Annotated in this window: 20 protein-coding genes; 13 read left to right on the top strand and 7 right to left on the bottom strand. The window is 67.8% G+C overall.

The features are described 5' to 3' along the window. Window positions 1-286: 286 nt before the first annotated feature. The 6 genes from NQ036_RS14745 to NQ036_RS14770 form a co-directional block, all read right to left on the bottom strand. Entirely contained in the window at window positions 287-550 is a 264-nt protein-coding gene (locus tag NQ036_RS14745) for a PucR family transcriptional regulator ligand-binding domain-containing protein (protein ID WP_257049663.1), read from the bottom strand. An 86-nt stretch (window positions 551-636) separates the two neighbouring features. Then, a complete protein-coding gene (locus tag NQ036_RS14750) occupies window positions 637-1,842 on the bottom strand; it encodes an NAD(+)/NADH kinase (protein WP_257049662.1) in 1,206 nt (401 codons plus the stop codon). Further along, window positions 1,839-3,527: an aminomethyl-transferring glycine dehydrogenase subunit GcvPB gene (gene gcvPB / locus NQ036_RS14755; RefSeq protein WP_257049661.1), complete on the bottom strand. Its 1,689-nt coding sequence runs from the start codon at window positions 3,525-3,527 to the stop codon at window positions 1,839-1,841. Before gcvPB ends, NQ036_RS14750 begins: the two co-directional genes overlap by 4 nt. A 29-nt stretch (window positions 3,528-3,556) precedes the next feature. Beyond that, the gene (gcvPA, locus tag NQ036_RS14760) at window positions 3,557-4,936 is read right to left on the bottom strand and encodes an aminomethyl-transferring glycine dehydrogenase subunit GcvPA (RefSeq protein ID WP_257059859.1); all 1,380 of its coding nucleotides are present in this window, start codon (window positions 4,934-4,936) and stop codon (window positions 3,557-3,559) included. A 297-nt stretch (window positions 4,937-5,233) separates the two neighbouring features. Continuing rightward, window positions 5,234-5,791, bottom strand: coding sequence for an NADPH-dependent FMN reductase (locus NQ036_RS14765; protein ID WP_257059862.1), 558 nt, complete (start codon window positions 5,789-5,791; stop codon window positions 5,234-5,236). Between the two features lie 249 nt (window positions 5,792-6,040). After that, the gene (locus tag NQ036_RS14770) at window positions 6,041-7,066 is read right to left on the bottom strand and encodes a phosphotransferase family protein (protein WP_257049657.1); all 1,026 of its coding nucleotides are present in this window, start codon (window positions 7,064-7,066) and stop codon (window positions 6,041-6,043) included. 218 nt (window positions 7,067-7,284) lie between these two features. Here NQ036_RS14770 and NQ036_RS14775 point away from each other — a divergent pair, with 218 nt between their 5' ends. The 5 genes from NQ036_RS14775 to NQ036_RS14795 all read left to right on the top strand — a co-directional run bounded on the left by NQ036_RS14775 (window position 7,285) and on the right by NQ036_RS14795 (window position 13,068). Continuing rightward, window positions 7,285-8,529 carry a CoA transferase gene (locus NQ036_RS14775; RefSeq protein WP_257049656.1) on the top strand — a complete coding sequence of 415 codons (1,245 nt, stop codon included), beginning with the start codon at window positions 7,285-7,287 and terminating at the stop codon, window positions 8,527-8,529. Continuing rightward, window positions 8,526-9,167, top strand: a complete 642-nt coding sequence (locus NQ036_RS14780; protein ID WP_257049655.1) for a TetR family transcriptional regulator — start codon at window positions 8,526-8,528, stop codon at window positions 9,165-9,167. Before NQ036_RS14775 ends, NQ036_RS14780 begins: the two co-directional genes overlap by 4 nt. A 101-nt stretch (window positions 9,168-9,268) precedes the next feature. Then, window positions 9,269-10,054, top strand: coding sequence for a crotonase/enoyl-CoA hydratase family protein (locus tag NQ036_RS14785; protein ID WP_257049654.1), 786 nt, complete (start codon window positions 9,269-9,271; stop codon window positions 10,052-10,054). Between the two features lie 85 nt (window positions 10,055-10,139). Beyond that, window positions 10,140-11,645 carry an acetyl-CoA hydrolase/transferase family protein gene (locus tag NQ036_RS14790; RefSeq protein WP_257059864.1) on the top strand — a complete coding sequence of 502 codons (1,506 nt, stop codon included), beginning with the start codon at window positions 10,140-10,142 and terminating at the stop codon, window positions 11,643-11,645. Between the two features lie 88 nt (window positions 11,646-11,733). Continuing rightward, the gene (locus tag NQ036_RS14795) at window positions 11,734-13,068 is read left to right on the top strand and encodes a deoxyribodipyrimidine photo-lyase (protein ID WP_257059866.1); all 1,335 of its coding nucleotides are present in this window, start codon (window positions 11,734-11,736) and stop codon (window positions 13,066-13,068) included. Window positions 13,069-13,086: 18 nt separating this feature from the next. Here the strand turns inward: NQ036_RS14795 and NQ036_RS14800 are convergent, their stop codons facing one another. Next, window positions 13,087-13,974: a TIGR01777 family oxidoreductase gene (locus NQ036_RS14800; RefSeq protein ID WP_257049649.1), complete on the bottom strand. Its 888-nt coding sequence runs from the start codon at window positions 13,972-13,974 to the stop codon at window positions 13,087-13,089. Between the two features lie 85 nt (window positions 13,975-14,059). Between NQ036_RS14800 and NQ036_RS14805 the strand changes: the two genes are divergently transcribed. The 8 genes from NQ036_RS14805 to NQ036_RS14840 all read left to right on the top strand — a co-directional run bounded on the left by NQ036_RS14805 (window position 14,060) and on the right by NQ036_RS14840 (window position 22,430). Then, window positions 14,060-15,232, top strand: a complete 1,173-nt coding sequence (locus tag NQ036_RS14805; RefSeq protein ID WP_257059867.1) for a ferrochelatase — start codon at window positions 14,060-14,062, stop codon at window positions 15,230-15,232. 85 nt (window positions 15,233-15,317) lie between these two features. Continuing rightward, a complete protein-coding gene (locus NQ036_RS14810; RefSeq protein WP_257049645.1) occupies window positions 15,318-15,794 on the top strand; it encodes a pyridoxamine 5'-phosphate oxidase family protein in 477 nt (158 codons plus the stop codon). A gap of 50 nt (window positions 15,795-15,844) precedes the next feature. After that, complete coding sequence (locus tag NQ036_RS14815) at window positions 15,845-16,423, top strand: MarR family winged helix-turn-helix transcriptional regulator (RefSeq protein WP_257049642.1); 579 nt, start codon at window positions 15,845-15,847, stop codon at window positions 16,421-16,423. A gap of 81 nt (window positions 16,424-16,504) precedes the next feature. Beyond that, window positions 16,505-16,831, top strand: coding sequence for a rhodanese-like domain-containing protein (locus tag NQ036_RS14820; RefSeq protein WP_257049640.1), 327 nt, complete (start codon window positions 16,505-16,507; stop codon window positions 16,829-16,831). After that, window positions 16,831-18,528 carry a phosphoglucomutase (alpha-D-glucose-1,6-bisphosphate-dependent) gene (pgm, locus tag NQ036_RS14825; protein WP_257059869.1) on the top strand — a complete coding sequence of 566 codons (1,698 nt, stop codon included), beginning with the start codon at window positions 16,831-16,833 and terminating at the stop codon, window positions 18,526-18,528. The genes NQ036_RS14820 and pgm overlap by 1 nt, the downstream gene beginning before the upstream one ends. Window positions 18,529-18,694: 166 nt before the next feature. Further along, a complete protein-coding gene (locus NQ036_RS14830; protein ID WP_257049637.1) occupies window positions 18,695-19,963 on the top strand; it encodes an MFS transporter in 1,269 nt (422 codons plus the stop codon). Window positions 19,964-20,258: 295 nt separating this feature from the next. Continuing rightward, window positions 20,259-21,452, top strand: a complete 1,194-nt coding sequence (locus tag NQ036_RS14835) for a glycerate kinase (RefSeq protein ID WP_257049636.1) — start codon at window positions 20,259-20,261, stop codon at window positions 21,450-21,452. A gap of 84 nt (window positions 21,453-21,536) precedes the next feature. Further along, window positions 21,537-22,430 (top strand): alpha/beta hydrolase fold domain-containing protein, encoded by an 894-nt coding sequence (locus NQ036_RS14840; RefSeq protein ID WP_257049635.1) that lies wholly within the window; start codon window positions 21,537-21,539, stop codon window positions 22,428-22,430. Window positions 22,431-22,721: the final 291 nt, after the last annotated feature.

The raw sequence follows: 22,721 nt of genomic DNA on the forward strand, positions 1-22,721 counted from the left end.
ACTTCGAAGGTGATCTTTCTTCTGCGGGAATTGAACTCTAGACAAGTCCTATTTTCCCAGGTCAGAGGTCACCTTCACCTATTCATCCACACCCCGGACACCCCACACCATGAAAAACCCAGGCTAGGCGACGCTGCGCGGCGAGCGCACGGCGCAGTGGCAGGGTCTCCTCCTCGTTGAGCGAATGGGAGACCATCCGCACGATCGACTGCAGCGGGGTCAGCTCCGGGACGGCGGCCAGCGAAAGCCCCGTGGCCCGGGCGGCCTCGATCAGGACTTCGGGGAATTACGAATGCGGCAGCGAGGGACCCGTGCTCAGCCCCAGCGCCGAGACCTGTGCCGTCACCAGCCGGCGGCAGAACTCGAGCGTCGCTGCGCGCTCGCGGAACAGGCCGAGGCCGGTGGTCAGCAGGAACTCTCCCCCGGTCAGCCACGGGGCCGGGTCGCTCAGTTCGCTGACATGCGCCCAGACGATCTCCGGATCGCCCACGGCCACGAGGATCTCCAGACCGAGCGTGGGTTCGCCTGCCAGGCGCGACAGTCGCAACATGCCATCACCCGCTTCTCCCGCTGCACGCCGACGGCACCCAGTCTACTGGCGCTCGGGGAGGGCCGTTCCGCTGGCGGGCCGAGACCTCACGCCGCCATGATGCGGACCATCGCCGTTTCGTGCGGGCCAGTGTGGACCCGCAGATAACCGGCAAACCTGCGATCGACCCGATCCGATCCGCTGTCGATGTAGAGCGGTCCACCGCGCAGTTCGCCCAGCTTGGCGGGCGTGGCGATCACGATGAAGTCCGCCGGGGCCAGGCGTTCGAGCAGTTCGGGCCGCAGCTGTTGGTTCCCCCTGCCCAGCAGGAAGCCCTGACCGCCGATCGGGGAGAGCACGAGCTGGACCGCCTGCTCGGCCACGAGCCGCTCGAGCGTTCTCGCATCGCAATCGCGCCACAGCCTCCGCCGGCCCGCGCCGGGCACCGATACGTCCACGCCCAGCAGGCTGAGATCGCCCAGGCCGTAGTCCGCATCGAGTTCGGCTGCGGCACCGCGCACGGTGGAGCCCGGTCCGAAGATCCAGGCCTTCGCCGGATCGAGTTCGAGCTGCAGTTCGCGGGCCAGCCCCCAGTGGGAGCCTGCGGTGGGCCCGGCTGTGCCGATCTTTCCGCCCTGCAGTTGCAACGGCCGGTCGGGCACCGGCAGCACTCCGTACAGGCGCGCCGAAACGGTCCCGGCCCGGCGCGCCGCCTCGTCGATGTCGGCGACGTCGCCGGGCCTGGTGCCGTCTCCGGCCGGATCCCAGCCCTCGACGAGGGCGGCGGCCGTGGCCGGGGACCGGGCGAATACGGCGGAGTGCATCTTGACCCCCGAGGGGATGCCCAGCACGGCGGTTCGCCCCGCCGCACCTGCGGCTGCACATGTGGTCAGTCCCGCGGCGGTGCCACCCGCGGCCTCGACCGCGTCGAGCACATCGCGGGCCGTGCCGTCTCCGCCGACGAAGACGATGAGGTCCACGGCCCGCTCCAGTGCGCGTTCGACCACCGCGCGGGTATCGGCGGACGTGGTGTGTCCGTCCGGGTCCTGCCGGGCAACGACCTCGGCGTCCGCCGAGCTGACGGGCGAGGTGGCCAGCGCGGCGCCGCCGAGCTCCCCGGCGCCGGTGACGACGACCCGGGCCGCGGCCAGGCCCGCGAGGAAACGGCGCGCGCGCTCGGCCGCCTGCGAGCGGAATCCGCGGGCGGCGGCCAGATACTGGATGGCCGCGCCGTCACTGCCGGCCAGCCCGGCCGCACCGCCGATGCCGGCGACCGGGTTGATGACCAGGGCCAGCCGCAACGGCCGGCTCACCGGTGGTGTGCTTTGGGCGCGCGTTCGGGCACCGGCAGGTCGGCGGCGGGAGTCCACCGCTCCGACACAGGAAACGACCTGCCCTCGTACTTGCGCTGGTACGCCCGCCACGATGTCACCCAGGTGTCGGGATCCGTGGTCGCGTTCTGGTCGACCGTGTGGATGCTGGAACGGTGGGGCGCCGTTCTCACCTCGTCCGGATCCACCCGGGCCAGGGCCGCGATATCGCGCAGCGCGTCGACGTATTCGTCGATCTCCGCCTTGGCGTACGACTCCGTGGGCTCCAGAGTCAGCGGTTCGGGCACGATGTAGGGGTGATGGCTGGTCCAGTAGTGGAACCCGTGGTCGGCCATGGCGGCGCCCAGCTCGCCCGAGCTCACGCCGGTGTCGTCGGCCAGCGGCTGCCAACTGTAGCGGACCTGCTCCAGACGGTGCTTACCCTTGGCATACGGCACCTCCAGGCCGGGGATCTCGAGTATCCGCGCGAGCAGATAGTTGTTGTTGAGCACGGCGATATCCGAGACCTCGCGCAGGCCGGTACCACCCAGGGCCCGGATCCAGGCATAGGCGCGGATCAGGTTCGGGATCACCCCGTGGCCCGGCCGGATGTCGGCGATCGCGCGCGGGTCCCGCTGCGCGAACCGGTACCCCGTCCCCTCCGCAACCACGCGGCGGCCTGGCAGATAGGGCGCCAGGGCACTGCGCGCGCCGATCGCGCCGGCCGCGGGCCCACCGCAGGCGTGCGGCGTGGAGAAGGTCTTGTGGAGGTTGAAGTGGCACAGGTCGAAGCCGGCCTCCCTGGCCCGCGCGATGCCCAGCAGGCCGTTCGCATTGGCCTGGTCGTACACGCACAGTCCGCCCACCTCGTGAACCGCGTCGACGTAGTCGGTGATGCGCGGATTGAAGATGCCCGTGTCCTCGGGATTCGTGATGAACAGCGCGGCCGTCCGCTCCGAAACCGCTGCGCGCAGCGCCTCGAGGTCGGGGAAGCCATTGCCGTCCGGGTACAGCGTGATGACCTTGTAGCCCATGGTGCGGGCGGTCGCGGCGTTCGAGGGATGGCTGTAGATGGTCGTGATCACCTCGTCGCGGACGTCGGCCTCACCACGCTCGCGGTGGTAGGCGCGCACGATCGACACATTGCCGAAGATCGCGGCCGACCCCGACCCGGCCTGCAGGCTGATGGCGTCCATTCCGGAGACCTCGGCCAGGTAGTCCTGCAGTTCCTTGAGGATCCGCAGGGTCCCCTGCACCGTCTCCACTGCCTGCCGGGGGTGGGCGCCCGCGCTTTGCGGCGCAGCTGCGAAGCGCTCGTTGATCTTGGGGCTGTACTTCATCGTGCAGGTGCCCTGCCCGATGTCGACGTTGAGGTTGGCGCCCAGGGTCTCCTGCGACAGCCGCAGAAAGTGACGGAGGACCTGTGCCTGCCCGATTTCGGGCAGCTCCACCCGCGTATCCCTGCCGATCCGGGCCTCCGGGGCGTCCTCCGGCAGTTCCTGCAGCGGCGCCGGCACAAGCATGCCGCGCGCTCCGGGCGTCGAGAGCTGGTGGATCAGCGGTTCGTCCCAGCGCGGGGCGTGGTACTGCCGCGGCTGCGTCTTGACGGGGTTGAACGGGGTCTGCGCGGGCACTGCCGCCGCAGCCCGGTCGGGGGAAGCGGTGGTGCTGCGGTTCGCAACGGTCATGGTGTGCCTTTCGTCTGCGCCGCGGGGCTTCAGCGGAGGATGTCGGTCAGCGCCGCGAGGTCGTCGGCCGTCGTCTGCTCGGTCACGCAGAACACCGCCTGATTCTCTGCCGCTGCGGGGCCGAAGACCTCGGGGGCGGGGGCGCCGCCGTGGATGCCCGCGGCCAGCAGCGCGGCGTTGACCTCGACCGCATCGTGGCCGGCGTATTCGATGAGGAATTCGCGCCAGTGCGGATGCCCGGCGTCCACGACGCGGACGCCGGGGACCTGCTCGATCCGGGTGATCGCGAACCGGGTGTTGGCCGCGATCGTCCGGCCCAGTTCCGCCATGCCCGCAGGGCCCAGCTGCGCCAGATAGACCGCGGCGGTGATGCCCCACAGCGCGGCCGCCGTGCCGACCCATTCCACTCCCTGATCGCGCATGGCCAGGCTGGTCCGCTCATAGGCGACGTCGACGAAGCCGAGCTCGCCGTCCACGCGCGTGGACGCCAGGCCGAAGAGCCGCGACGGGAATTCGTAGACGAAGCGCTCATCGTCGTGGGTGGCGATGAAGCCGCCGTTCGCCCCGCCGAAGTGCATCCCCAGGCCCAGCGATTGGATGTCACCGCACACGATGTCGGCACCCCAGCTCGCCGGCGCGGGCAGATAGCCCAGGCTGATCGGGTCCGTCGCGCAGACGAGCAGTGCGCCCGCGGCGTGCGCGCTGCGCGCGATGTCCGGCGCGTCCGTTTCGATGCAGCCACGGTAATTGGGCGTTTCGACGAGCACTGCGGCGACGGTGTCGTCGAGCTGTGCGGTGATGAAGCCGGTGTCGAGCGTGCCGCTTTCCGGGTCGCACGGTACGGTCACCGGCTGGGCGACGCCGGCGAGGAACGCGTCGATCCGCTCCCGCTTGGCCGCTTCAAGGGTTGCGGGGACGAGGACGCGGGAGCGGCCCGTGATGCGCACGGCCATCCGCAGGGCCGTCGCAAGCGCCTGGTAGCCGTCGTACGTGGGGACGTTGACGACGTCCATCTCCAGCAGGTCCGCCATGAGCGAGGTGTACTCGAAGATCGCCTGCCACTTGCCGTGGTCCTCGTACGCCTCCCCCGCATAGGCGGTGAGGAACTCGGCTCGGGAATTCACCTCGGAGCAGACGGCGGGAACGTAGTGGTGGTAGGTCCCCGATCCCAGGAAGGAGATCGCATCGGCGGCCGGCCGGTTGGCGCCCAGCACCCGGGTCATGTGCCGGTCCAGATCGCTTTCGGCGACCAGCGCCGGCGGCAGGTCCAGATCACGGTCCAGCCGCAGCTTCTCCGGGATGACGGAGAGCAGGTCCTCGACCGAGTCGACGCCGATGGCGTCGAGCATCTCCCGTTTGACGCCCGCTGCTGAGTTGGGGATGTATGGATGGGCCGGAGTCGACGGCACGGACAAGAGTGGTCCTTTCACGGCGGGGGCTCATGACGGGCGCTATGGGGGTGCATCCCGTTGCCAGCTCACTCTATTGGCGGACCGATTCACTTTCCCTATACACAACGGCGAATCCGATTTCGGGTTTCACCGTTTCGTACAATATTTCGCACAATCCCGTGCCCACAATTCGTGCCCACAACGTCGAATGGCCGGGATGCGTCCGGCGAACAGCGGAAATCACTGTTCGCCGGACGCATCCCGGCCACTGGACTCCAAGCCCAGGGCTCCAAGCCGGGGCTCAGAGCATGCGGCTCAGGCCTGGCGCATCGCCTTGAAGGCCTCGCCCCATGCCCGCAGGTCCTCCAGCAGCGGCCCCATGGTCTGCGAGGAGACCTCCTCGGGGGCGAACTTGCCGTCCTTGACATCGGTGAAGATGGAGAACGCGCCGGCACCGCGGATCGCGGCTGTGCGGTAGTTGGCGAACACCAGGCGCAGGGCCTCGGTGGCGCGCACTCCCTTGTCGGCGCCGTAGCTGACGAAGGCCACGACCTTGTTGTTGAACTCGATGGACACGAAGTCCAGGGCGTTCTTCAGCGAGCCGGAGAACGAGTGATTGTATTCGGGGGTGACGACGATGTAGGCGTCATACTTGTCCAGCTCTGCACCCCAGGCCTTGGTGTGCTCGTTCTGGTACTGGTGGGCACCGCCAGGGATGGCCTCGTCGAGCAGGGGCAGATCGAAAGCCGAGAAGTCCATGACCGTGGCGTTGAGGTCCTCGTTCTCATTGGTACGGGCCGCGACCCAGTCGACGACCTGGCCGTTGAGGGCTCCCGGACGGCTGGTTCCTGCGATGATGGCGACATTGAGCATGTGTTGTGTTCTCCCAAGGGTGATCGTGCGCGGGTAGGGCTAACAGGGCGAGAGCCCTGTTGAATGATCATATGGTTGATCATTCAATCAATCGGGTACAACCCGCAACCCGTGGGATTGATTCCCGCCGCACCCCTGAGTATGAGGCACTTCACACGATGCCGAGGCGGGAGGGCCCGGGCACCCCGTCGCCCGGGGCACCCCTTGGCACTCTGCCAGGCCTGGCCGGCCGGCCAGGCTCGGCCCGCTTCAGCGATTCGCCAGCAGGATCGCCTCGGCCTCCTGGGCCAGCGTGTCCACTCCCCTGCCGGCACCCTCGACGTCGACGTCCAGATCGCCCATCTGCCCGCGCAGCAGGCGGGTGTAGACGCCCTCGCGGATGCAGGCGAACTTCCACAGCGCGAAGGCCTCGAAGTAGGCGACGTTGTGTGCCTGGAACCCGGCGATGGATTCGTAGTGCGCGATCATCTCCTCGCGCGTCGGGAAACCATCGGAGACCTGCGGCACCCAGGCGCTGCGCAATGTCTCCTTGCTATTCAACATCGCCATCACATAGCCCAGATCGGCCTCGACCTCGCCGGTCAGCGACAGCTCCCAGTCGACCACCGCGCGGATCTCGCCGGCATCGGACCAGATCAGGTTGTTCGGCTTGTAGTCGCCGTGGACCAGGCCCGTAACGGCCTCCGGTGGGGCCTGTTCGACCAGCATGTCGTGGACCCGTTGGATCTCCGGGATCTCCCTGGTCGTCATCTCGTTGAACTGCCCCAGCCAGCGGCGCAACTGCCGTTCGGTCAGAGTGCCGGGGCGGCGCAGATCGCCCAGCCCCACCTCGTCGATGTCGACCTTGTGGATCCGGGCCAGCACGTCCATCATCCGCAGCCCGGCGGCATGCCGGTCCTCCCGCGGAATGCGCTCGAGGTCCGCCGGCTCGTTGAGCGAATGCCCCGCGCAGTAGTCCATGAAGACGAAGGGGACTTCCAGCACCTCCGGGTCGTCGACCAGGTCGAGGACGTTGACCGTGGGCACATCCGTGGGGCCCAGGGCGTGCATGATGCGGCCCTCGCGCATCACATTGTGGGCGGATCCGCCCTTGTGGCCCAGCGGGGGCCGGCGCAGCACCCAGCAGGGTTCGCCGTCGACCAGCAGCTGGAATGTCAGATTCGACCGGCCCACCGACAGTGCCCGGTATTGCACCTCGGTGACGCCGAAACGATCGGCGATCCAGCGGCCCAGGCGATCGGCGTCGATCCCGGCCGGAATGTGCGCAGCGGTCATCTTCGACCCCTTCCAAGAAAAGTGAACGTTTGTTCGACGCTATTAAAGTTACGAGGGGCCATCGTACCTGTCAACCAGCCGGGGCACAGCACGCCCCTGCCGCCGAATATGCGGGCACCGCCTGTCCCTCCCCTGAACGGCGCACCCATTCGCGGCGGAAATGTGCAAGACTGAAAAGACCGAACGTACGTTAAGGGAAGATGGGAAGAGGAGGACCGGTGCTCGACGAGGATGCACAGAAGGTCGCACAGGACGAAAACACCATGGGCCTGCGCCGCCCGGCCGGCCCGGGAATCCTCGAAGACGTGGTGATCGCCGATTTCTCCCGCGTCCTCGCCGGCCCCCTGGCCACTATGATCCTGGCCGATCTGGGCGCCACCGTCATCAAGGTCGAGGGCCCGGCCGGCGACGATTCGCGGGCCTGGCGGCCCCCGGCATATCGCGACGAGGCCAGCTACTTCCAAGCAGTCAACCGCAATAAGAACTCGATCGTGCTGGACCTGGCCGATCCGGCGGACCTCCACACCGCCAAACGGATCGCGGCCCGCGCGGACGTCTTCATCCACAACTTCAAGCCCGGTTCGATCGACCGCTTCGGCCTGGACTACGAATCAGTGCGCACCCTGGTGGGAGACTCCCTGGTCTACGCCCACATCACCGGCTTCGGCACCGAGCCCGGTCCCGACGGAGGCGCGGGCCTGCCCGGCTACGACGTGCTGGTCCAGGGCATGAGCGGCTTCATGAGCATGTGCGGGGAGGCCGACGGCGACCCCACCCGTTCCGGGGTGTCCATTTTCGACATCACCACCGGCATGATGACCGCCAACGGCATCCTGGCGGCACTGCGCCACCGCGATCGGACCGGCCAGGGGCAGAAGATCGACATCAACCTGCTGTCCTCCGCGGTCTTCTCCATGATCAATCAGTACCAGGCCGTTGCCACCACCGACTTCCTGCCCACCAGGCAGGGTCGTGAGCACGCGACGATCTACCCGTACCACGCACTGCCCACCGCCGACGGCGAACTCATCGTGGTCGCCGCCAACAACGGCCAGTTCTCGCGGCTGTGCGATGTGCTCGGCATTCCGGACACCGCACACGATCCGCGCTTCGACACCGCCGAGAAGCGCAACCTCAACCGCCGTGAGCTCGAACCCGTGCTGGTCGCGGCGCTGGCCGAGGACACTACGGCCGGCTGGTTCGCCCGGCTGCGCCAGGTCGGCATCCCATGCTCGCCGGTCCAGGACGTGGCAGGCGGCCTGGCCTCGGTCCGCGGATTGGGCCTCGACCCCGTCCAGCTGCCCGAGGCCGCGCCCACTGGTGTGCCCACCATCGCCGGTCCCCTGCGATTCTCGGCGACACCGACCTTCTACTTCAAAGAGCCTCCGGCATTGGGTGCCGACGGTGCTGCTGTCCTAGACTGGTTGGGCTCGGATCCGGGCCCCGATAAGGAGACACAGTGAAGACCGGTAATGGACGCGAGGCCATCCTGCTCGCAGCACGCGACACCTTCGCTCGCAAGGGCTACGACGGGGCGAGCATCCGCGACATCGCGCAAGAGGCCGATCTGAGCCTGTCCGCGCTGTACTACTACTTCAAGTCCAAGCAGGACGTGCTGCACGAAGTCGTGTCCCACGCCTACCGCAGCTACATCTCCACGATGGGCACGGTACTGGACGCCTGCGGCGATGACGCGGGCCTGCAGCTGGCATCGGCCGTGCGCTATCTGGTCAACTACCGGGTCACCCACACCGAGGTCAGCCGCGTGGTCATCCGCGACGCGGACTCCCTGGACGCGGACCACTTCGAATCCGTCCACCAGCTCCAGCGCGATGCCCGCCAGCTGATGATCGACATCGTCGACCGCGGCAATGCCGCCGGGGTGTTCGCCACGGAGAACTCCGTGCTGGCCGCCCGGTCCATTCTGGCCATGTGCAATGCGATCCCGCTGTGGTACCAGTCCGGCGGCGCCCTTGACGCGCACGACCTGGAAGTCTCGTACGTGGGCTACGCCCTGCGCCTGGTCGGCTTCACCCAGGCCGAGGAGCGCGGCGAGTACTACTTCTCCCTCGAACTGCCCGACGCCGAGGACGCCGACTAGTCCCAGCGGCACACGGCGGCCGGAAGGCTGCCAGAGGGCGGCCGGGGGGCGCCCGGGCCCAACCGATCCACGACAACGACGAACACGACGAAGGAGTCACCATGTCACAGCCAGACCAGCAGACCGATGCGCCGGTCCTCACCGAGAACCGCGCGGGCGTCTTCATCATCACGCTCAACCGGCCGCAGGCCAAGAACGCCGCCAATGCCGCAATGGCCAAGGCGATGGCGGCCGCACTCGACGAGTTCAATGAGAACGACGATCTGCGGGTCGCTGTGCTCACCGGCGCCGGCGGCACCTTCTGCTCCGGCATGGACCTCAAGGGATTCGTCGGCGGGGAGACCCCCAGCATCCCCGGGCGCGGCTTCCTGGGGCTGACCCAGGCCCCGCCGGCCAAGCCGATCATCGCCGCCGTCGAGGGCTACGCCGTGGCCGGCGGCTTCGAGACGGCACTGGCCTGCGATCTGATCGTCGCGGCCGATAACGCCAAGTTCGGTCTGCCGGAGGTCAAGCGCGGCCTGGCCGCGGCCGCCGGCGGCCTGGTCGCCCTGCCCCTGCGCACGCACCGCGCGGTGGCCCTCGAGATGATCCTGACCGGCGACTTCTACGATGCACAGTTCATGCAGGCCAACGGGATCGTGGGCCGCGTGGTGCCCGCCGGAACCGCGCTGGACGGTGCCCTGGAGCTGGCCGCCCGCATCAACGCCAACGGCCCGCTGGCCGTGCGCAGGTCCAAGGAGGTCGCGGTGGCCGCCCCCGAATGGCCGGCCGCGGAACGCTATGCCCGCCAGCAGGAACTGATCGACGACGTCTTCGACTCCGCCGATGCCAAGGAGGGCGCAACCGCCTTCGCCGAGAAGCGCGCCCCGCGCTGGACCGGTAAATAGGCGGTAAGCAGACCCCTCCCCGGCTGGCTGGGGACAGGTTCACCTAAGGGGGATGGCCCCCGCAGGATGCGTAGACTCGTAAGTTATGCCCCGCATTACCTGTCCCCAGCTCGCTCAGAAGGTCACAACCGCGGAAACCGCCGCCCAGTACATCCACCCGGGTGACAATGTCGGCATGTCCGGCTTCACCGGCTCCGGCTATCCCAAGGCCGTGCCCAGCGCCCTGGCCAAGCGGATCCGCGCCGCCCACGAGACCGGCCAGGACTTTTCGATCGGCCTGTTCACCGGCGCCTCGACCGCTCCGGAACTCGACGGCGTGCTGGCCGAGGTCGACGGCGTGCACCTGCGCGCGCCCTTCATGGGCGATCCGACCATGCGCAAGGCGATCAACGACGGCCGGGTCGAATACAACGACGTGCACCTGAGCCATCTGGCCCAGCAGGTGTGGTTCGGCCACTACGGCAAGCTGGACGTGGCCGTGGTCGAGGTCTCCGCCATCCTGCCCAACGGGCTGTTGGTCCCCGGTTCCTCCGTCGGCAACAACAAGACCTGGCTGGATCTGGCCGACAGGGTCATCCTCGAGGTCAACGAATGGCAGCCCGAACACTGGGAGGGCTTCCACGACGTCTACTACGGCACCCGCGTGCCCCCGCACCGCAATCCGATCCAGCTGCTCGAACCGAACCAGCGCATCGGGGATCCATACCTGCGGGTAGACCCCGACAAGGTCGTGGCGGTCGTCAAAACGAACGCCCCCGACCGCGACAACGCGTTCAGCCCCGTGGACGCGAACTCGGAGGCGATCGCCGGGCACCTCATCGACTTCCTGCGCCACGAGGTCCGCGCCGGCCGGATGCCCACATCACTGCTGCCCATCCAGTCGGGCGTGGGCAATGTCGCCAATGCGGTGCTGGCCGGGCTGGGCGACTCCGAGTTCGAACACCTGACCTCCTTCACCGAGGTGATCCAGGACGGACTGTTGGACCTGGTGGAATCGGGCAAGATCGATTCCGTGTCCGCCACCGGCTTCAGCCTCTCGCGCGAACGCGCCGAACGCTTCCACGCCGATATCGCCAATTACAAGGGCCGCGTGCTGCTGCGTCCGCAGGAGATCTCCAACCACCCGGAGACCATCCGGCGGCTGGGAGTGATCGCGATCAACGGCATGCTGGAGTCCGACATCTACGGCCATGTGAACTCCACCAATGTCTCCGGGTCGAAGATGATGAATGGGATCGGCGGGTCCGGCGACTTCGCCCGCAACGGATTCCTGAACTTCTTCGTATCGTCGTCGACCGCCAAGCGCGGCGCGGTGTCCTCCATCGTGCCCTTCGCCAGCCACGTCGACCACACCGAACACGATGTCCACGTGCTCGTGACCGAACGCGGCATCGCCGATCTGCGCGGGACCTCGCCGGTGCAGCGCGCCAGGCGGATCATCCGCGAATGCGCCCACCCCGACTACCAGGACCGGCTGCTGGACTACCTGGACCGCGCGATCGCCGCTAACCCGCACGCCCAGCACGAACCGCACATCCTGGCCGAGGCCCTGTCCTGGCACGTCAACCTGGCCGAGACCGGCCATATGTGAGGGGTTGAAGCCCCAGTGCCAGCCCCGAGTGCGCCGGCGCGTGCCCTCGGCTCGGGTACCCGGCACCCCGGCTTGCTAGTGTCATGAGATGACCACACTCATATGGTTTCGCGATGATCTGCGCTTAACCGACCATCCGGCTCTGCACGCAGCGGCGAGTGAGAGCGAGGATACCGTTGCCCTGTATGTGCTCGACGAGGAGTCCGAGCACGTCCGGCCACTCGGCGGCGCCGCCAGGTGGTGGCTGAACCATTCCCTGAGAGCGCTGAGCCATGACCTCGGTAACCTGGGTGTCCCGCTCATCCTGCGCCGGGGGCCCGCTGCGGTCGTCGTCCCGGAGGTGGCCCGGGAATGTGGGGCGAAGCGGATCCGGTGGAACCGCCGGTATGGACCCGCGCGGCAGACAGATGCCCTGATCAAGGCGGAACTGTGCGAAGCCGGGCGCGACGCCAGGTCATTCCCCGGAGACCTGCTGTTCGAGCCGTGGACGGTCAAAACACGGCAGGGCACGTCCTACCGGGTCTACTCCGCCTTCTGGAAGGCCGCGACCGCCGGCCGGGCACCGGCACGCCCCCTGCCCGCCCCGCACTCACTCACGGCCGCACCCGCACAGCCCGGCAGCGAACAGCTGGACGACTGGGGACTGATGCCGCACGCCCCGGACTGGGCCGCAGGGCTCGCGAAACGCTGGTCACCGGGCGAGGCCGCAGCGCAGGAACACCTGCGCAGCTTCCTGTCGAATCGGCTAACGGACTACGCGGACCGCGATTTTCCCGCCCGCAGCGCAGGCTCGGAACTCTCGCCACACTTGCGCTGGGGCGAGCTGAGTCCCCGCACGGTATGGCATAAGGCCCTCGAGGCCGCCGGCGATCCGGGTGCGTTCCTGTCCGAGCTCGGCTGGCGCGAGTTCGCCAAGCACACCGAATATCATGCGGGGTCGCTGGCCGGCGCCAACCTCGACGACAGGTTCGATCGGTTCCCGTGGCGGATGGGCCCGGAAGTGGATACGGGCGAACTCAGGGCATGGCAGCGCGGACGGACCGGGTTCGGCATCGTCGACGCCGGCATGCGGGAACTGTGGCAGACCGGTTTCATGCACAACCGAGTGCGGATGATCGCCGCGTCCCTGCTGACGAAGAATCTGCTGTTCGACTGGCACATCGGCGAAGCATGGTTCTGGGATACCCTCGTGGACGCCGACGGTGCCAGCAACCCGTTCAACTGGCAATGGGTGGCCGGTTGTGGGGCCGATGCGGCACCCTATTTCCGCATTTTCAATCCCGAACTCCAACAGCGCAGGTTCGACCCCGAGGGGCACTACACCAACCGGTGGGCTCCGGACAGTGCGGCACTCACACCGCTAGTCGACCTTCGGGAATCCCGGGCCAGAGCACTCGAGGCGTACCGCTCACTGCCCCACTGACGCACGGAAGCGGCGCGCTCAGCGGTTCAGCACAGAGTCCATAGCCGCTTGAGCGGTGGGGTGGGTGAACTTGAATCCCGTCTCCAGGAGGACTGCGGGGAGCACGTGGGCATCGGGCAGTAGGAGTCCGTCGGCGGCCTCGGAACCGAGTACGGCACGCAGTGCCCAAGCGGGCGCTGGCAGGGCGAAGGGCCTATGCAGCCGGTGCGCCAGAGCGCGACAGAGCTGATTCGCCGTGGGGCTGCTGGGACCTGCCAGGTTGACCGGTCCGAGCAGTCGCCTGTCCAGAATGTGCAGGATCGCCGCGACCTCGTCCGGCAGGGAAATCCACGGCCAATGCTGTTCCCCGGAGCCCAGCGGGCCCAGCAATCCGAACCGCGCAAGCGGGACGAGGGGCTTGAGCAGGGCCTGCGGATGCAGCACGGGAGCGGTTCGCAGGAGGGAGACGCCTGTCCGCAGCACATTCGCCTCGGCTTCCCAGCGCTGGCACAGCCCGGCGAGGAAGGTCCGGCCCGGCCCGGCGGACTCCGGGAGATACTCGGCGGGGCGATCGCCGTAGTAGCCGACGGCCGAGGCCGAGACCAGGTGTGGGGCGCCCTCACCCAGGGCGGCGAGCGCCCGGACCAGGGCGCGGACCGGCTGCACCCGCGATTGGACGAGTTCACGGCGATAACTCCGAGTCCAGGGGACACGGCCGATGCTCGCGCCGGACAGGTTGACCACGGCCTCGGCATCGGCCAGGACGGCTGGATCGAGTTCGGCGGTCCCCGGATGCCAGTGGTACTCCCCGGGGCCGCGCGCGGGGCGTCTGACCAGGCGGAGAACGTCGACACCGCGCCCCTCCAGTGCCCGGCACAGCTCGGTGCCGATGAGACCCGATGAACCCGATACGACTACTTTGCGCATCGCCCTACCCCCCCATCACTGACATTTTTTCTTATCTTTAATGCTATAGTAACATTTAGTTAAATACTTTTCGAGAGGACCCCAGGTGATTTCACTAGTCTCCAACGCGTCTCCGGCCAGCTCCGACGGTGCCGCGTACGCATCGACGCCCCAGCGATACGACGGCCTGCTGCTTGCGGGATTCGGAGGGCCGGAAGGACAGGACGATGTCATTCCGTTCCTGCGCAACGTCACACGGGGCAGGGGCATCCCGGACGAGCGGCTGGAGGTCGTGGCCCGCCACTACCGCCACTTCGGAGGAATCAGCCCCATCAACGAACAGAATCGTCGGCTGCGCGCAGCCTTGGAGGCCGAGCTGGCACAACGCGGAATCGATTTGCCGGTGTACTGGGGCAACCGCAACTGGGAGCCCTATCTATCGGATGCGCTTAGGCAGGCCGCCGAAGCCGGCCACACACGCCTCCTTGCCTTCGCGACAAGCGCGTACAGCTCGTTTTCGAGCTGCCGGCAGTATCGGGAGGATTTCGCCATGGCGCTCGAGGAAACGGGCCTGGACGATACGATCAGCATCGATAAGATCCGCCAGTTCTTCGACCACCCGGCATTCGTCGAAGCCTTCGCACAGGACCTGTGCCGGACTCTGCGCGATTTCCTGGCAGACGGTCTGGACGCTACCTCTATCCGCGTCCTGTTCACAACGCACTCGATTCCAACGGCGGATGCCCTGTGTTCGGGTCCGCGGGACCGCGAATTCGGGCCGGAGGGCGCCTATGGGGCCCAGCATCGAGCCGTCGCAGCAGCCGTGATGGCCAATGTCGTGGACAAAGATCCGCGGCTGTCCGAAATCGCCTGGGAGCTCGTCTTCCAATCCCGCTCCGGCCCGGCCTCGCAGCCCTGGCTCGAGCCGGATATCTGCGACCGTATCGCCGAACTGCCCGCAGAATCGGTTTCGGCCATCGCGATCTGTCCGATCGGATTCGTCAGCGACCATATGGAGGTCATGTGGGACCTGGACACCGAGGCGAGGGAAGCCGCCGCGGCCTGCGGAGTACGGGCGGTCCGCACGGCCACCCCGGGAGCGGCCCCGGGGTTCGTCGCGGGAATCGTCGACCTGATCGAGGAGAGGATGTTCGCCCTGGAGCCGGACCGACGACCGGCGGTGACCGCGCTCGGACCCTGGTTCGACGTGTGCAGGCCGGGTTGCTGCGAGAACAAAAGAGCAGGATTCAAGCCCGCCGTGGCCGGCCTCGCCCCCTGAAACCCCATCGGTCGGCACACGAGGTCGGCATACGAGAAACAGTCGGAACAGAGACTTGTCCGAATAGAGAATAGAGGAGAACTAAATGACAGAGATCACCGCACACGACATAGTGACGGCAGTGCGCAAGGCCCCGTGGGTCATGCTGACGACGACGCGGCCCGACGGCGCCCTGGTGTCGCATCCCATGGTTGCCCAGGAAGTGACCGATGCATGTGACATATGGTTTTTCATCTCACTATCGGCAGACCAAACCGAGGCGCTGCGGCAGGCGCCCGCGGTCAACATCGCCGTAGCGCAGGCGGGTACCTGGGTGTCGGTTTCCGGCGTTCTTTCATTCGTCGACGATTCGGCGAAGATCGCCGAGCTGTGGAATGACCGCGCAGCCGAATGGTTCGAGGGCGGATTGGCGGACCCTGACCTGGGGCTGATCCACGTGAAGAGCGAGTCCGCGCAGTACTGGGGAACCGAGGGCGGCAGGATTCGCAGCCTGGTCGAACTGGTCAAATCCCGGATGGGCGGTCATCGGCCGGAGGGCTCCTCGGAGACCTTCTCCCTCTGACTCCCAAGCGCTTGCGGACGTACATCCGGAGCAAGAGGAACGTGCGTACCATGAAGAGCATGACAGGCACCGCGAGCAGGGATCACGAGGATCCCGTTGCCAAAGCCCTTTACCGCCCGCGGCCGATCGACCCGGCTACACACGACGCCGGGCCGATCGGGCGCGCCGCTGCCGAAAGTTCGCAGGTCGACAGGCTGATGCGGGCACTGGCCGAACTGCGAACCGCTGAACGGGTAGTCCTCGAAGCCTCCGAGAAGTACATGAAGCTCAGTGCCCAGGACATGCGCGCCGTGCACTATCTGATCGCCGCCAAGCGAATCGGACAGATCGTGACCCCGGGGATGATCGCAACGCACCTCGAGATCTCAGCGGCTTCGACGACGAAACTGTTGAATCGCCTTGAACGGGGAGGCCACGTGGTCCGCCGCGTGCATCCGGTGGACCGGCGCGCATTCGCAATCGAGGTCACCCCCGCAACGGAGAACCTTGCCAAGCAGACCATCGGACGGCAACATGCCAGGCGCCTGAATGCCGTGCTCGGGCTCACGCCCGATGAACGTGAAACCGTCATCGGCTTCCTGCACGACATGGCCGCAGAGCTGTCGCTGTCGAACGCCGATTGGGCGTGAACCGCCGGCCCGACCGGACGAAACCGACCATCCAGCGGACACCCCTGGAGGTCTCCTGACACACGTCCTAGGGTAGAGGGCATGGATATTCCCAGTGTTCCCGTAGGCGAGATCCCAGACGGCGCCAACATCCTCGATGTGCGCGAAGACGATGAATGGACCGCCGGCCATATCGACGGCGCCCAGCACATCCCGCTGGGCGACCTGCCCGCGCGCTACGGCGAGGTCCCGATGGATGAGGACGTCTACGTCATCTGCCGCTCCGGCGGCCGGTCCCGGCAGGCCACCGCATGGCTCAACCAGAACGGCTTCGACGCGGTGAATGTCAACGGTGGAATGGGCGCGTGGAACCTGGACAACGGTAAACCGATCGTCTCCGACGGCGACGCCGAACCCTGGGTGATGTGATGAGCGAATCCACCACCGCCGGCCGGACGGACGGGGCGGGCGAAGCGCCCGTGCGCGCGGGTCTGCTGCCCCTGGAGTCCGATCTGGTCGACGTTGAGGCGCTGCTCGACGCCTACCACGACATCGTGCCGGACCCCAGGGAATCGACCCAGCGGATCTCGTTCGGGACCTCGGGCCACCGCGGCTCCAGCTTCTCCGCCAGTTTCAACGAGGCCCACATCGCCGTGATGACCGCGGCGATCGTCGACTACCGAAAACAGCAGGGCTACACCGGCCCGTTGTTCCTGGCCCGCGACACCCACGCGCTGAGCGAACCGGCGTTCCTCACCGCGCTCGAGGTGCTGGCCGCGGCCGGCGTGCCGATCATGATCGACGACCGGGACGGCTACACGCCCACCCCCGTGCTCAGCCACGCGATCATCCGCCACAATGCGACCCGCGGCACCAGCCAGGGCCTGGCCGACGGCATCGTCATCACGCCCAGCCACAATCCGCCGGCCGACGGCGGCTTCAAGTACAACCCGCCCCACGGCGGGCCGGCGGACACCTCGGTCACGAAGTGGATCGAGGACCGGGCGAACGCGCTGCTCGAAGACGGCTGGGAGAAGATCCCGCGGCAGCTGTTCCAGCGCGCCTTCCACCTGGAGAACACGACGAACTTCGACTACACGGCGAACTACGTCGACGACCTGCACCGGGCCATCGACGTGGACGCGATCGCCGCGTCCGGGGTGCGCATCGGCGCCGACCCGATGGGCGGGGCGAGCGTGGACTACTGGGTCGCGATCGCCGAGCGCCTGGGCCTGGACATCGACGTGGTCAATCCAGAGGTCGACCCGACCTTCTCGTTCATGCCGCTGGACTGGGACGGCAAGATCCGGATGGACTGCTCGAGCCCGTTCTCGATGGCCAATCTGGTGTCCAACCGCGACTCCTACGATCTGGCCACGGGCAATGACGCGGACTCCGACCGCCACGGCATCGTCACCCCCGACGCGGGGCTGATGAATCCCAATCACTACCTGGCAGTGGCGATCGACTACCTGCTGACCCACCGGCCCGGCTGGGACGCGGGTGCGGCGGCCGGCGCCGCGGTCGGCAAGACAGTCGTGTCCTCGTCGATCATCGACCGGCTGGTCGCCGCGCGCGGGCGCAAACTGTACGAGGTCCCCGTCGGCTTCAAATGGTTCGTCGACGGCCTGTCGACCGGCGGACTGCTGTTCGGCGGCGAGGAATCCGCCGGCGCCAGCTTCCTGACCAGGGACGGCGGCGTGTGGACGACGGACAAGGACGGCATCCTGCTGGACCTGCTGGCCGCCGAGATCATCGCGACCACCGGCAAGACGCCCTCGCAGCGCTTCACGGAGCTGGAGGCCGAACTCGGTTCGAGCGTCTACGCCCGCAAGGACGCCCCCGCATCCAAGGCGCAGAAGGCCAAGCTCAAGGCGATCACCCCCGAACAGGTCACCGCGGACACCCTGGCCGGGGAGAAGATCCGGGCCGTCGTGTCGCAGGCCCCGGGCAATGGCGCGGATCTGGGCGGCGTCAAGGTCGTCACCGACAATGCGTGGTTCGCCGCGCGCCCGTCGGGGACCGAGGATGTCTACAAGATCTACGCCGAGTCCTTCACCGGCGCGGACCACCTGGCACAGGTGCAGGAACAGGCACAGCACCTAGTCGACGGCGTCATCGGGTAACGAGTCCCCGTGTGACGCCCGGCTCTACCGCGGCGACCTTACGATCGGATAGGCTGGCTGTGCATATTGTGAATCAGCCCCGGCGCTCTGGCGCCGGGGCTGGTTTGGTGCAGGCGAGTTATCCACCGGCGACGGCCGGCATTGAGAATCGGGGAGGTCAGCGCAGATGGCGAAAGACGAGTCGGGGCGGAAGGGGTCCCTGCTGGGCCCGTACAAGGAGATCTTCGCACTGCCCGGCGCCCTGCGCTTCTCCCTGTCCGGACTGTTGGCGCGCTTCCCGATCGCCGTGCTGGGGCTGGGCATCGTGCTCTACATCCAGGGCACCACGGGCTCCTACGGGATGGCCGGCTCCGTCACCGCGGTGTTCATGATCGTCCAGGCCATCGCCAACCCCATCGTCGCCAAACAGATCGACCGGCGCGGCCAGGCGAAGGTCATGGTGCCCCTGGTAGTGGTCCACCTGGTGGCGCTGGTCGCGCTGATGCTGGTGGTCCCGTCGAACCTGTGGGTCGGCCTGACCTTCCTGTGCGCCGGTGCGGCAGGTGCCACCATGGGCAGCGTCGGCGCCCTGGTGCGCGCCCGCTGGGCCTACGCCGCACAGACACCCGGACAGTTGAACACCGCCTTCTCCTGGGAGGCCGTGGCCGACGAGATCCTGTTCGTCTCCGGCCCCGTCATCGTCACGGCCCTGGCCACCGCGGTGTTCCCGCCGGCCGGACTGCTCATTGCGATGATCGCGCTGACGATCGGCTCGATCCTGTTCTACGCGCAGAAGTCCACGGAACCCGAACCCTCCCCCAAAGCGCCCACCGACGCCAAGGGCAAGGTGCTGTCGAACTCCGGCATCTTCATCGTCGTGCTCATCGAGCTGTTCCTGGGCGCGAACTTCGGTGCCACCGATGTGGCCACCGTGGCCTTCGCCGAGGAACGCGGGCTCAAGGAGATCTCCGGCATCGCGCTGGGCATCTACGCCGGCGGTTCGCTGATCTCCGGTGCGATCTACGGGACCATGGTCTGGAAGTCCCAGCCGCGGACCCGCTATGTGCCCCTGCTGGCGCTGTTGTGCGTCGGCACCTGGCTGCTGCAGTTCACCGACAACCTGCCCGTGCTGTGCATCCTGCTGTTCGTCATGGGCTTCACGGTTTCCCCCTCGCTCATCATCGGCCAGCAGATCATCCAGGAGCTGGCCCCGCCGCGCCGCCTGACCGAGGCCCTGGCCTGGGCCAGCACCTCGATGGGCTTCGGGGTCGCCGCCGGAACCTCGGTCGCCGGCATCCTGATCGACGCTTCCGGGGCACACGCCGCCTACCTGGTGCCGGCCGTGGGCACCACCGTCAGCGTGGTCCTGGCACTGCTGTTCAACCGGCGCTTCGACCCGACGATCCGGTCCCATGCCGCCCGCCAGGCCCGCGCCCAGCGGACCATCGTGGAGTAAGCGGCGGGGAATGCGACGCTCGGAGAACCGAGCGGGATGCTGTGAGCCGCGCGGGTGTGATCCGCTGCGCGCAGCGTGCAATATATCTGGAAAATTATCTGCAAGGTTAGGCGGCCTTTGCTGGCAGACTGTTTCGCGGGCGGCTTAATCTGAGGGTGCCGTGGCGGTCAGACTGAAACAACGTGTGGCCGTCATGGTTTTTATCTTCCCGGCTGCGCGTGCGGACCCGCGGCTCCCCGCTGTTTTTTCCACCCCCGTTGATCTAGATCACAGCCACAGCCCGTAGAATTCAACCATGCGCATCCTCCTGGCCCCGGACAAGTTCAAGGGCACTCTCACCGCGGCACAGGTGGCCCATATTCTGGCGCGCACACTCCTGGCCTCGGGCCCACAGTCATCCGATGATTCAAGCGATCCCATCGTCGTCGAATCCGTTCCGATCGCCGACGGCGGCGACGGCACGGTCGCGGCGGCCATCGCCCACGGCTTCACCTCAGTACAGGACACGGTCACCGGGCCCCTCGGCACCCCCGTCAGTGCGACCTGGGCGCTCTCGGACGGAGTACCCACCGGCCGCACGGCGATCATCGAACTCGCCACGGCCTCGGGCCTGGCCCTGCTGCCCGCGGGGCCGAACCCGCACACCGCAACGGCGGCCACCACCCGCGGCACCGGCGAGCTCATCGCCCGGGCCCTGGACGCAGGCGCGGACACGATCGTCTTGGGAGTGGGGGGCTCGGCCACCACCGATGGCGGACGCGGCATGCTCGAAGCCCTCGGCTGGACCGGGGAGCCCGCGGGCCCGGTCGCGGACGGCCCAGGGGCCGTCCCCCGCCTGCCGGGGCTCGACCCCCGGCTGGCCGGGGTCGACGTGATCGTGGCCTCGGACGTCGTCAATCCACTGCTGGGGCCCAACGGCGCCGCTGCGATCTTCGGCCCGCAGAAGGGCGCCGACCCTGCCACCGTCACAGACCTCGAGGCCCAGCTGGCCGATCTGGGCCGGCTGCTCGACCCACAGGACCGATTCGCGCGGGTGCCGGGCGCAGGTGCCGCAGGGGGCACCGGATTCGGCGCGCTGGCCGGGCTGGGCGCACGGCTACAACCCGGCGCCGACTACGTGATGGAGCTCGTGGGCTTCGCCGCCGCCCTGGCCAGGGCGGATCTGGTCATCACCGGCGAGGGCTCCTTCGACTCCCAGAGTCTGGACGGCAAGGGACCGGGCGCAGTGCTCGACGAGGCCGCGGCCGCCGGAGTCCCGGCCCTCGTGGTGGCCGGCCGTTCGGACCTGGACGCCGGAGCCCATCCGGCTCTGCGCGGTATCTACCGGATGACGGACATCGCGGCTCCGGACGTCTGTCTGGCCGAACCCGAGCGAGTGCTCGACGAACTGGCCCGCCGACTGGCCGGGGACCTCGGCGCGGGGATTCCAGGCGGAGCAGCCCACTGCGCGAATCCCGGTGGCGACCCGGGCGCAGACAGCGCCAGCTGAACCCGATTCATCCGAACACTTCATATGCACAGCTGCGGGCCGCACGGCCCAACACCGGCCGGCCGCCACTCGTAGAGGGAAGAAATGCCGTCATTCAGACATGACATGTACATCCAGCTGACCCGCCTGTACCTTCAGGAGGACACGTTCGACAGTGTCGAGCAGGCGGCTCAGTCGGCTCTGGCAGATCGTCAGCGCGACCAGCCGGGCCCACCGCCCCACCTGTCCGCGCGGATCACCCGCGAGGTCGGCCGGCTGGGCTTCCCCGTCTACACCGTGCACCCAGCCAACGGACCCGAGGCGCAGACCCCGCCGATCGTCTATCTGCACGGCGGCGCGTACGTCCGCCAGATCCGTCCCCAGCACTGGACCTTCGCCGCCCGTCTGGCCCAGGCAACCGGAGCGCAGATCATCGTGCCGCTCTATCCCCTGGCCCCGGAACACACCTGGCACGACTCACACGAACAGCTACTGCAGTTGATCCTCGACATGCCGGGGCCCCGTCCCATCCTGATGGGCGACTCGGCCGGCGGCGGGCTGGCCCTGGCCCTGGCAGCCGAGCTGCGCCATGAGCACGGCGTGACCGATCTGCCGGGCATCGTGCTGTTCTCCCCCTGGGTCGACCTGACGATGCCGGCCGGCGATGAGGATTACGCCGCAGCCGACGACCCCTGGCTCAACGCCACGAATCTGCGCTTCACGGGGCGCCTGTGGGCCGGGTCCGAGGACCCCGCCGATCCACGGATCAGCCCGGCCTACGCCGACCTCTCGGATCTTCCGCCCACACTCATCTTCTCCGGTTCCCGGGACGTGCTCCACGGCCAGGTGCTCGACGTCGCGGCGCGGCTGGAGGCCAGCGGCACCCGCTGCGAACTCCAGGTGGGCCGCGGGTTGGTCCACGTCTACCCCCTGCTCGCCGTGCCCGAGGCCCGTGCCGCCTTCGACACGATCGTCACCTTCGTATCCCGCCAGGCCTGAGCACCGCGACACCGTCCTAAGCTGCGCAGGTGCGCGGGTGGTACCACTTGCGCTCAGTGGCAGCAGATGCGCGCGCATACGGTGCCACGCAACGCAAGTGGTACCACCGAAAAGGCGCGGGCACCCAACCCGAGAGGGGCACCCGACTCGCGAGTAGCACCGAAAAGGGGCTCATCCGATTTGGGAGTGTAGTTGGGGTCTGAATCCCCCTGCTTCCAGGAGGCTGCGTGCAACGTAGTTGGTCAGGTTCCGGAAGCCGAGGGCGGAGCCTCGGAGGTGCTCGAGTCTTCC

The sequence above is a fragment of the Brevibacterium sp. 91QC2O2 genome, from assembly GCF_024580695.1.
In the GTDB taxonomy this organism is placed as follows: Bacteria; Actinomycetota; Actinomycetes; order Actinomycetales; family Brevibacteriaceae; genus Brevibacterium; species Brevibacterium moorei.

What these genes read in the sequence shown, in the direction of transcription:
- NQ036_RS14745 (WP_257049663.1), bottom strand. Translation starts at nt 550, where the DNA reads ATGTTGCGACTGTCGCGCCTGGCAGGCGAACCCACGCTCGGTCTGGAG.
- gcvPB (WP_257049661.1), bottom strand. Translation starts at nt 3,527, where the DNA reads ATGACCGTTGCGAACCGCAGCACCACCGCTTCCCCCGACCGGGCTGCG.
- NQ036_RS14765 (WP_257059862.1), bottom strand. Translation starts at nt 5,791, where the DNA reads ATGCTCAATGTCGCCATCATCGCAGGAACCAGCCGTCCGGGAGCCCTC.
- NQ036_RS14770 (WP_257049657.1), bottom strand. Translation starts at nt 7,066, where the DNA reads ATGACCGCTGCGCACATTCCGGCCGGGATCGACGCCGATCGCCTGGGC.
- NQ036_RS14785 (WP_257049654.1), top strand. Translation starts at nt 9,269, where the DNA reads ATGTCACAGCCAGACCAGCAGACCGATGCGCCGGTCCTCACCGAGAAC.
- NQ036_RS14790 (WP_257059864.1), top strand. Translation starts at nt 10,140, where the DNA reads ATGCCCCGCATTACCTGTCCCCAGCTCGCTCAGAAGGTCACAACCGCG.
- NQ036_RS14795 (WP_257059866.1), top strand. Translation starts at nt 11,734, where the DNA reads ATGACCACACTCATATGGTTTCGCGATGATCTGCGCTTAACCGACCAT.
- NQ036_RS14800 (WP_257049649.1), bottom strand. Translation starts at nt 13,974, where the DNA reads ATGCGCAAAGTAGTCGTATCGGGTTCATCGGGTCTCATCGGCACCGAG.
- NQ036_RS14810 (WP_257049645.1), top strand. Translation starts at nt 15,318, where the DNA reads ATGACAGAGATCACCGCACACGACATAGTGACGGCAGTGCGCAAGGCC.
- NQ036_RS14815 (WP_257049642.1), top strand. Translation starts at nt 15,845, where the DNA reads ATGAAGAGCATGACAGGCACCGCGAGCAGGGATCACGAGGATCCCGTT.
- NQ036_RS14820 (WP_257049640.1), top strand. Translation starts at nt 16,505, where the DNA reads ATGGATATTCCCAGTGTTCCCGTAGGCGAGATCCCAGACGGCGCCAAC.
- pgm (WP_257059869.1), top strand. Translation starts at nt 16,831, where the DNA reads ATGAGCGAATCCACCACCGCCGGCCGGACGGACGGGGCGGGCGAAGCG.
- NQ036_RS14830 (WP_257049637.1), top strand. Translation starts at nt 18,695, where the DNA reads ATGGCGAAAGACGAGTCGGGGCGGAAGGGGTCCCTGCTGGGCCCGTAC.
- NQ036_RS14835 (WP_257049636.1), top strand. Translation starts at nt 20,259, where the DNA reads ATGCGCATCCTCCTGGCCCCGGACAAGTTCAAGGGCACTCTCACCGCG.
- NQ036_RS14840 (WP_257049635.1), top strand. Translation starts at nt 21,537, where the DNA reads ATGCCGTCATTCAGACATGACATGTACATCCAGCTGACCCGCCTGTAC.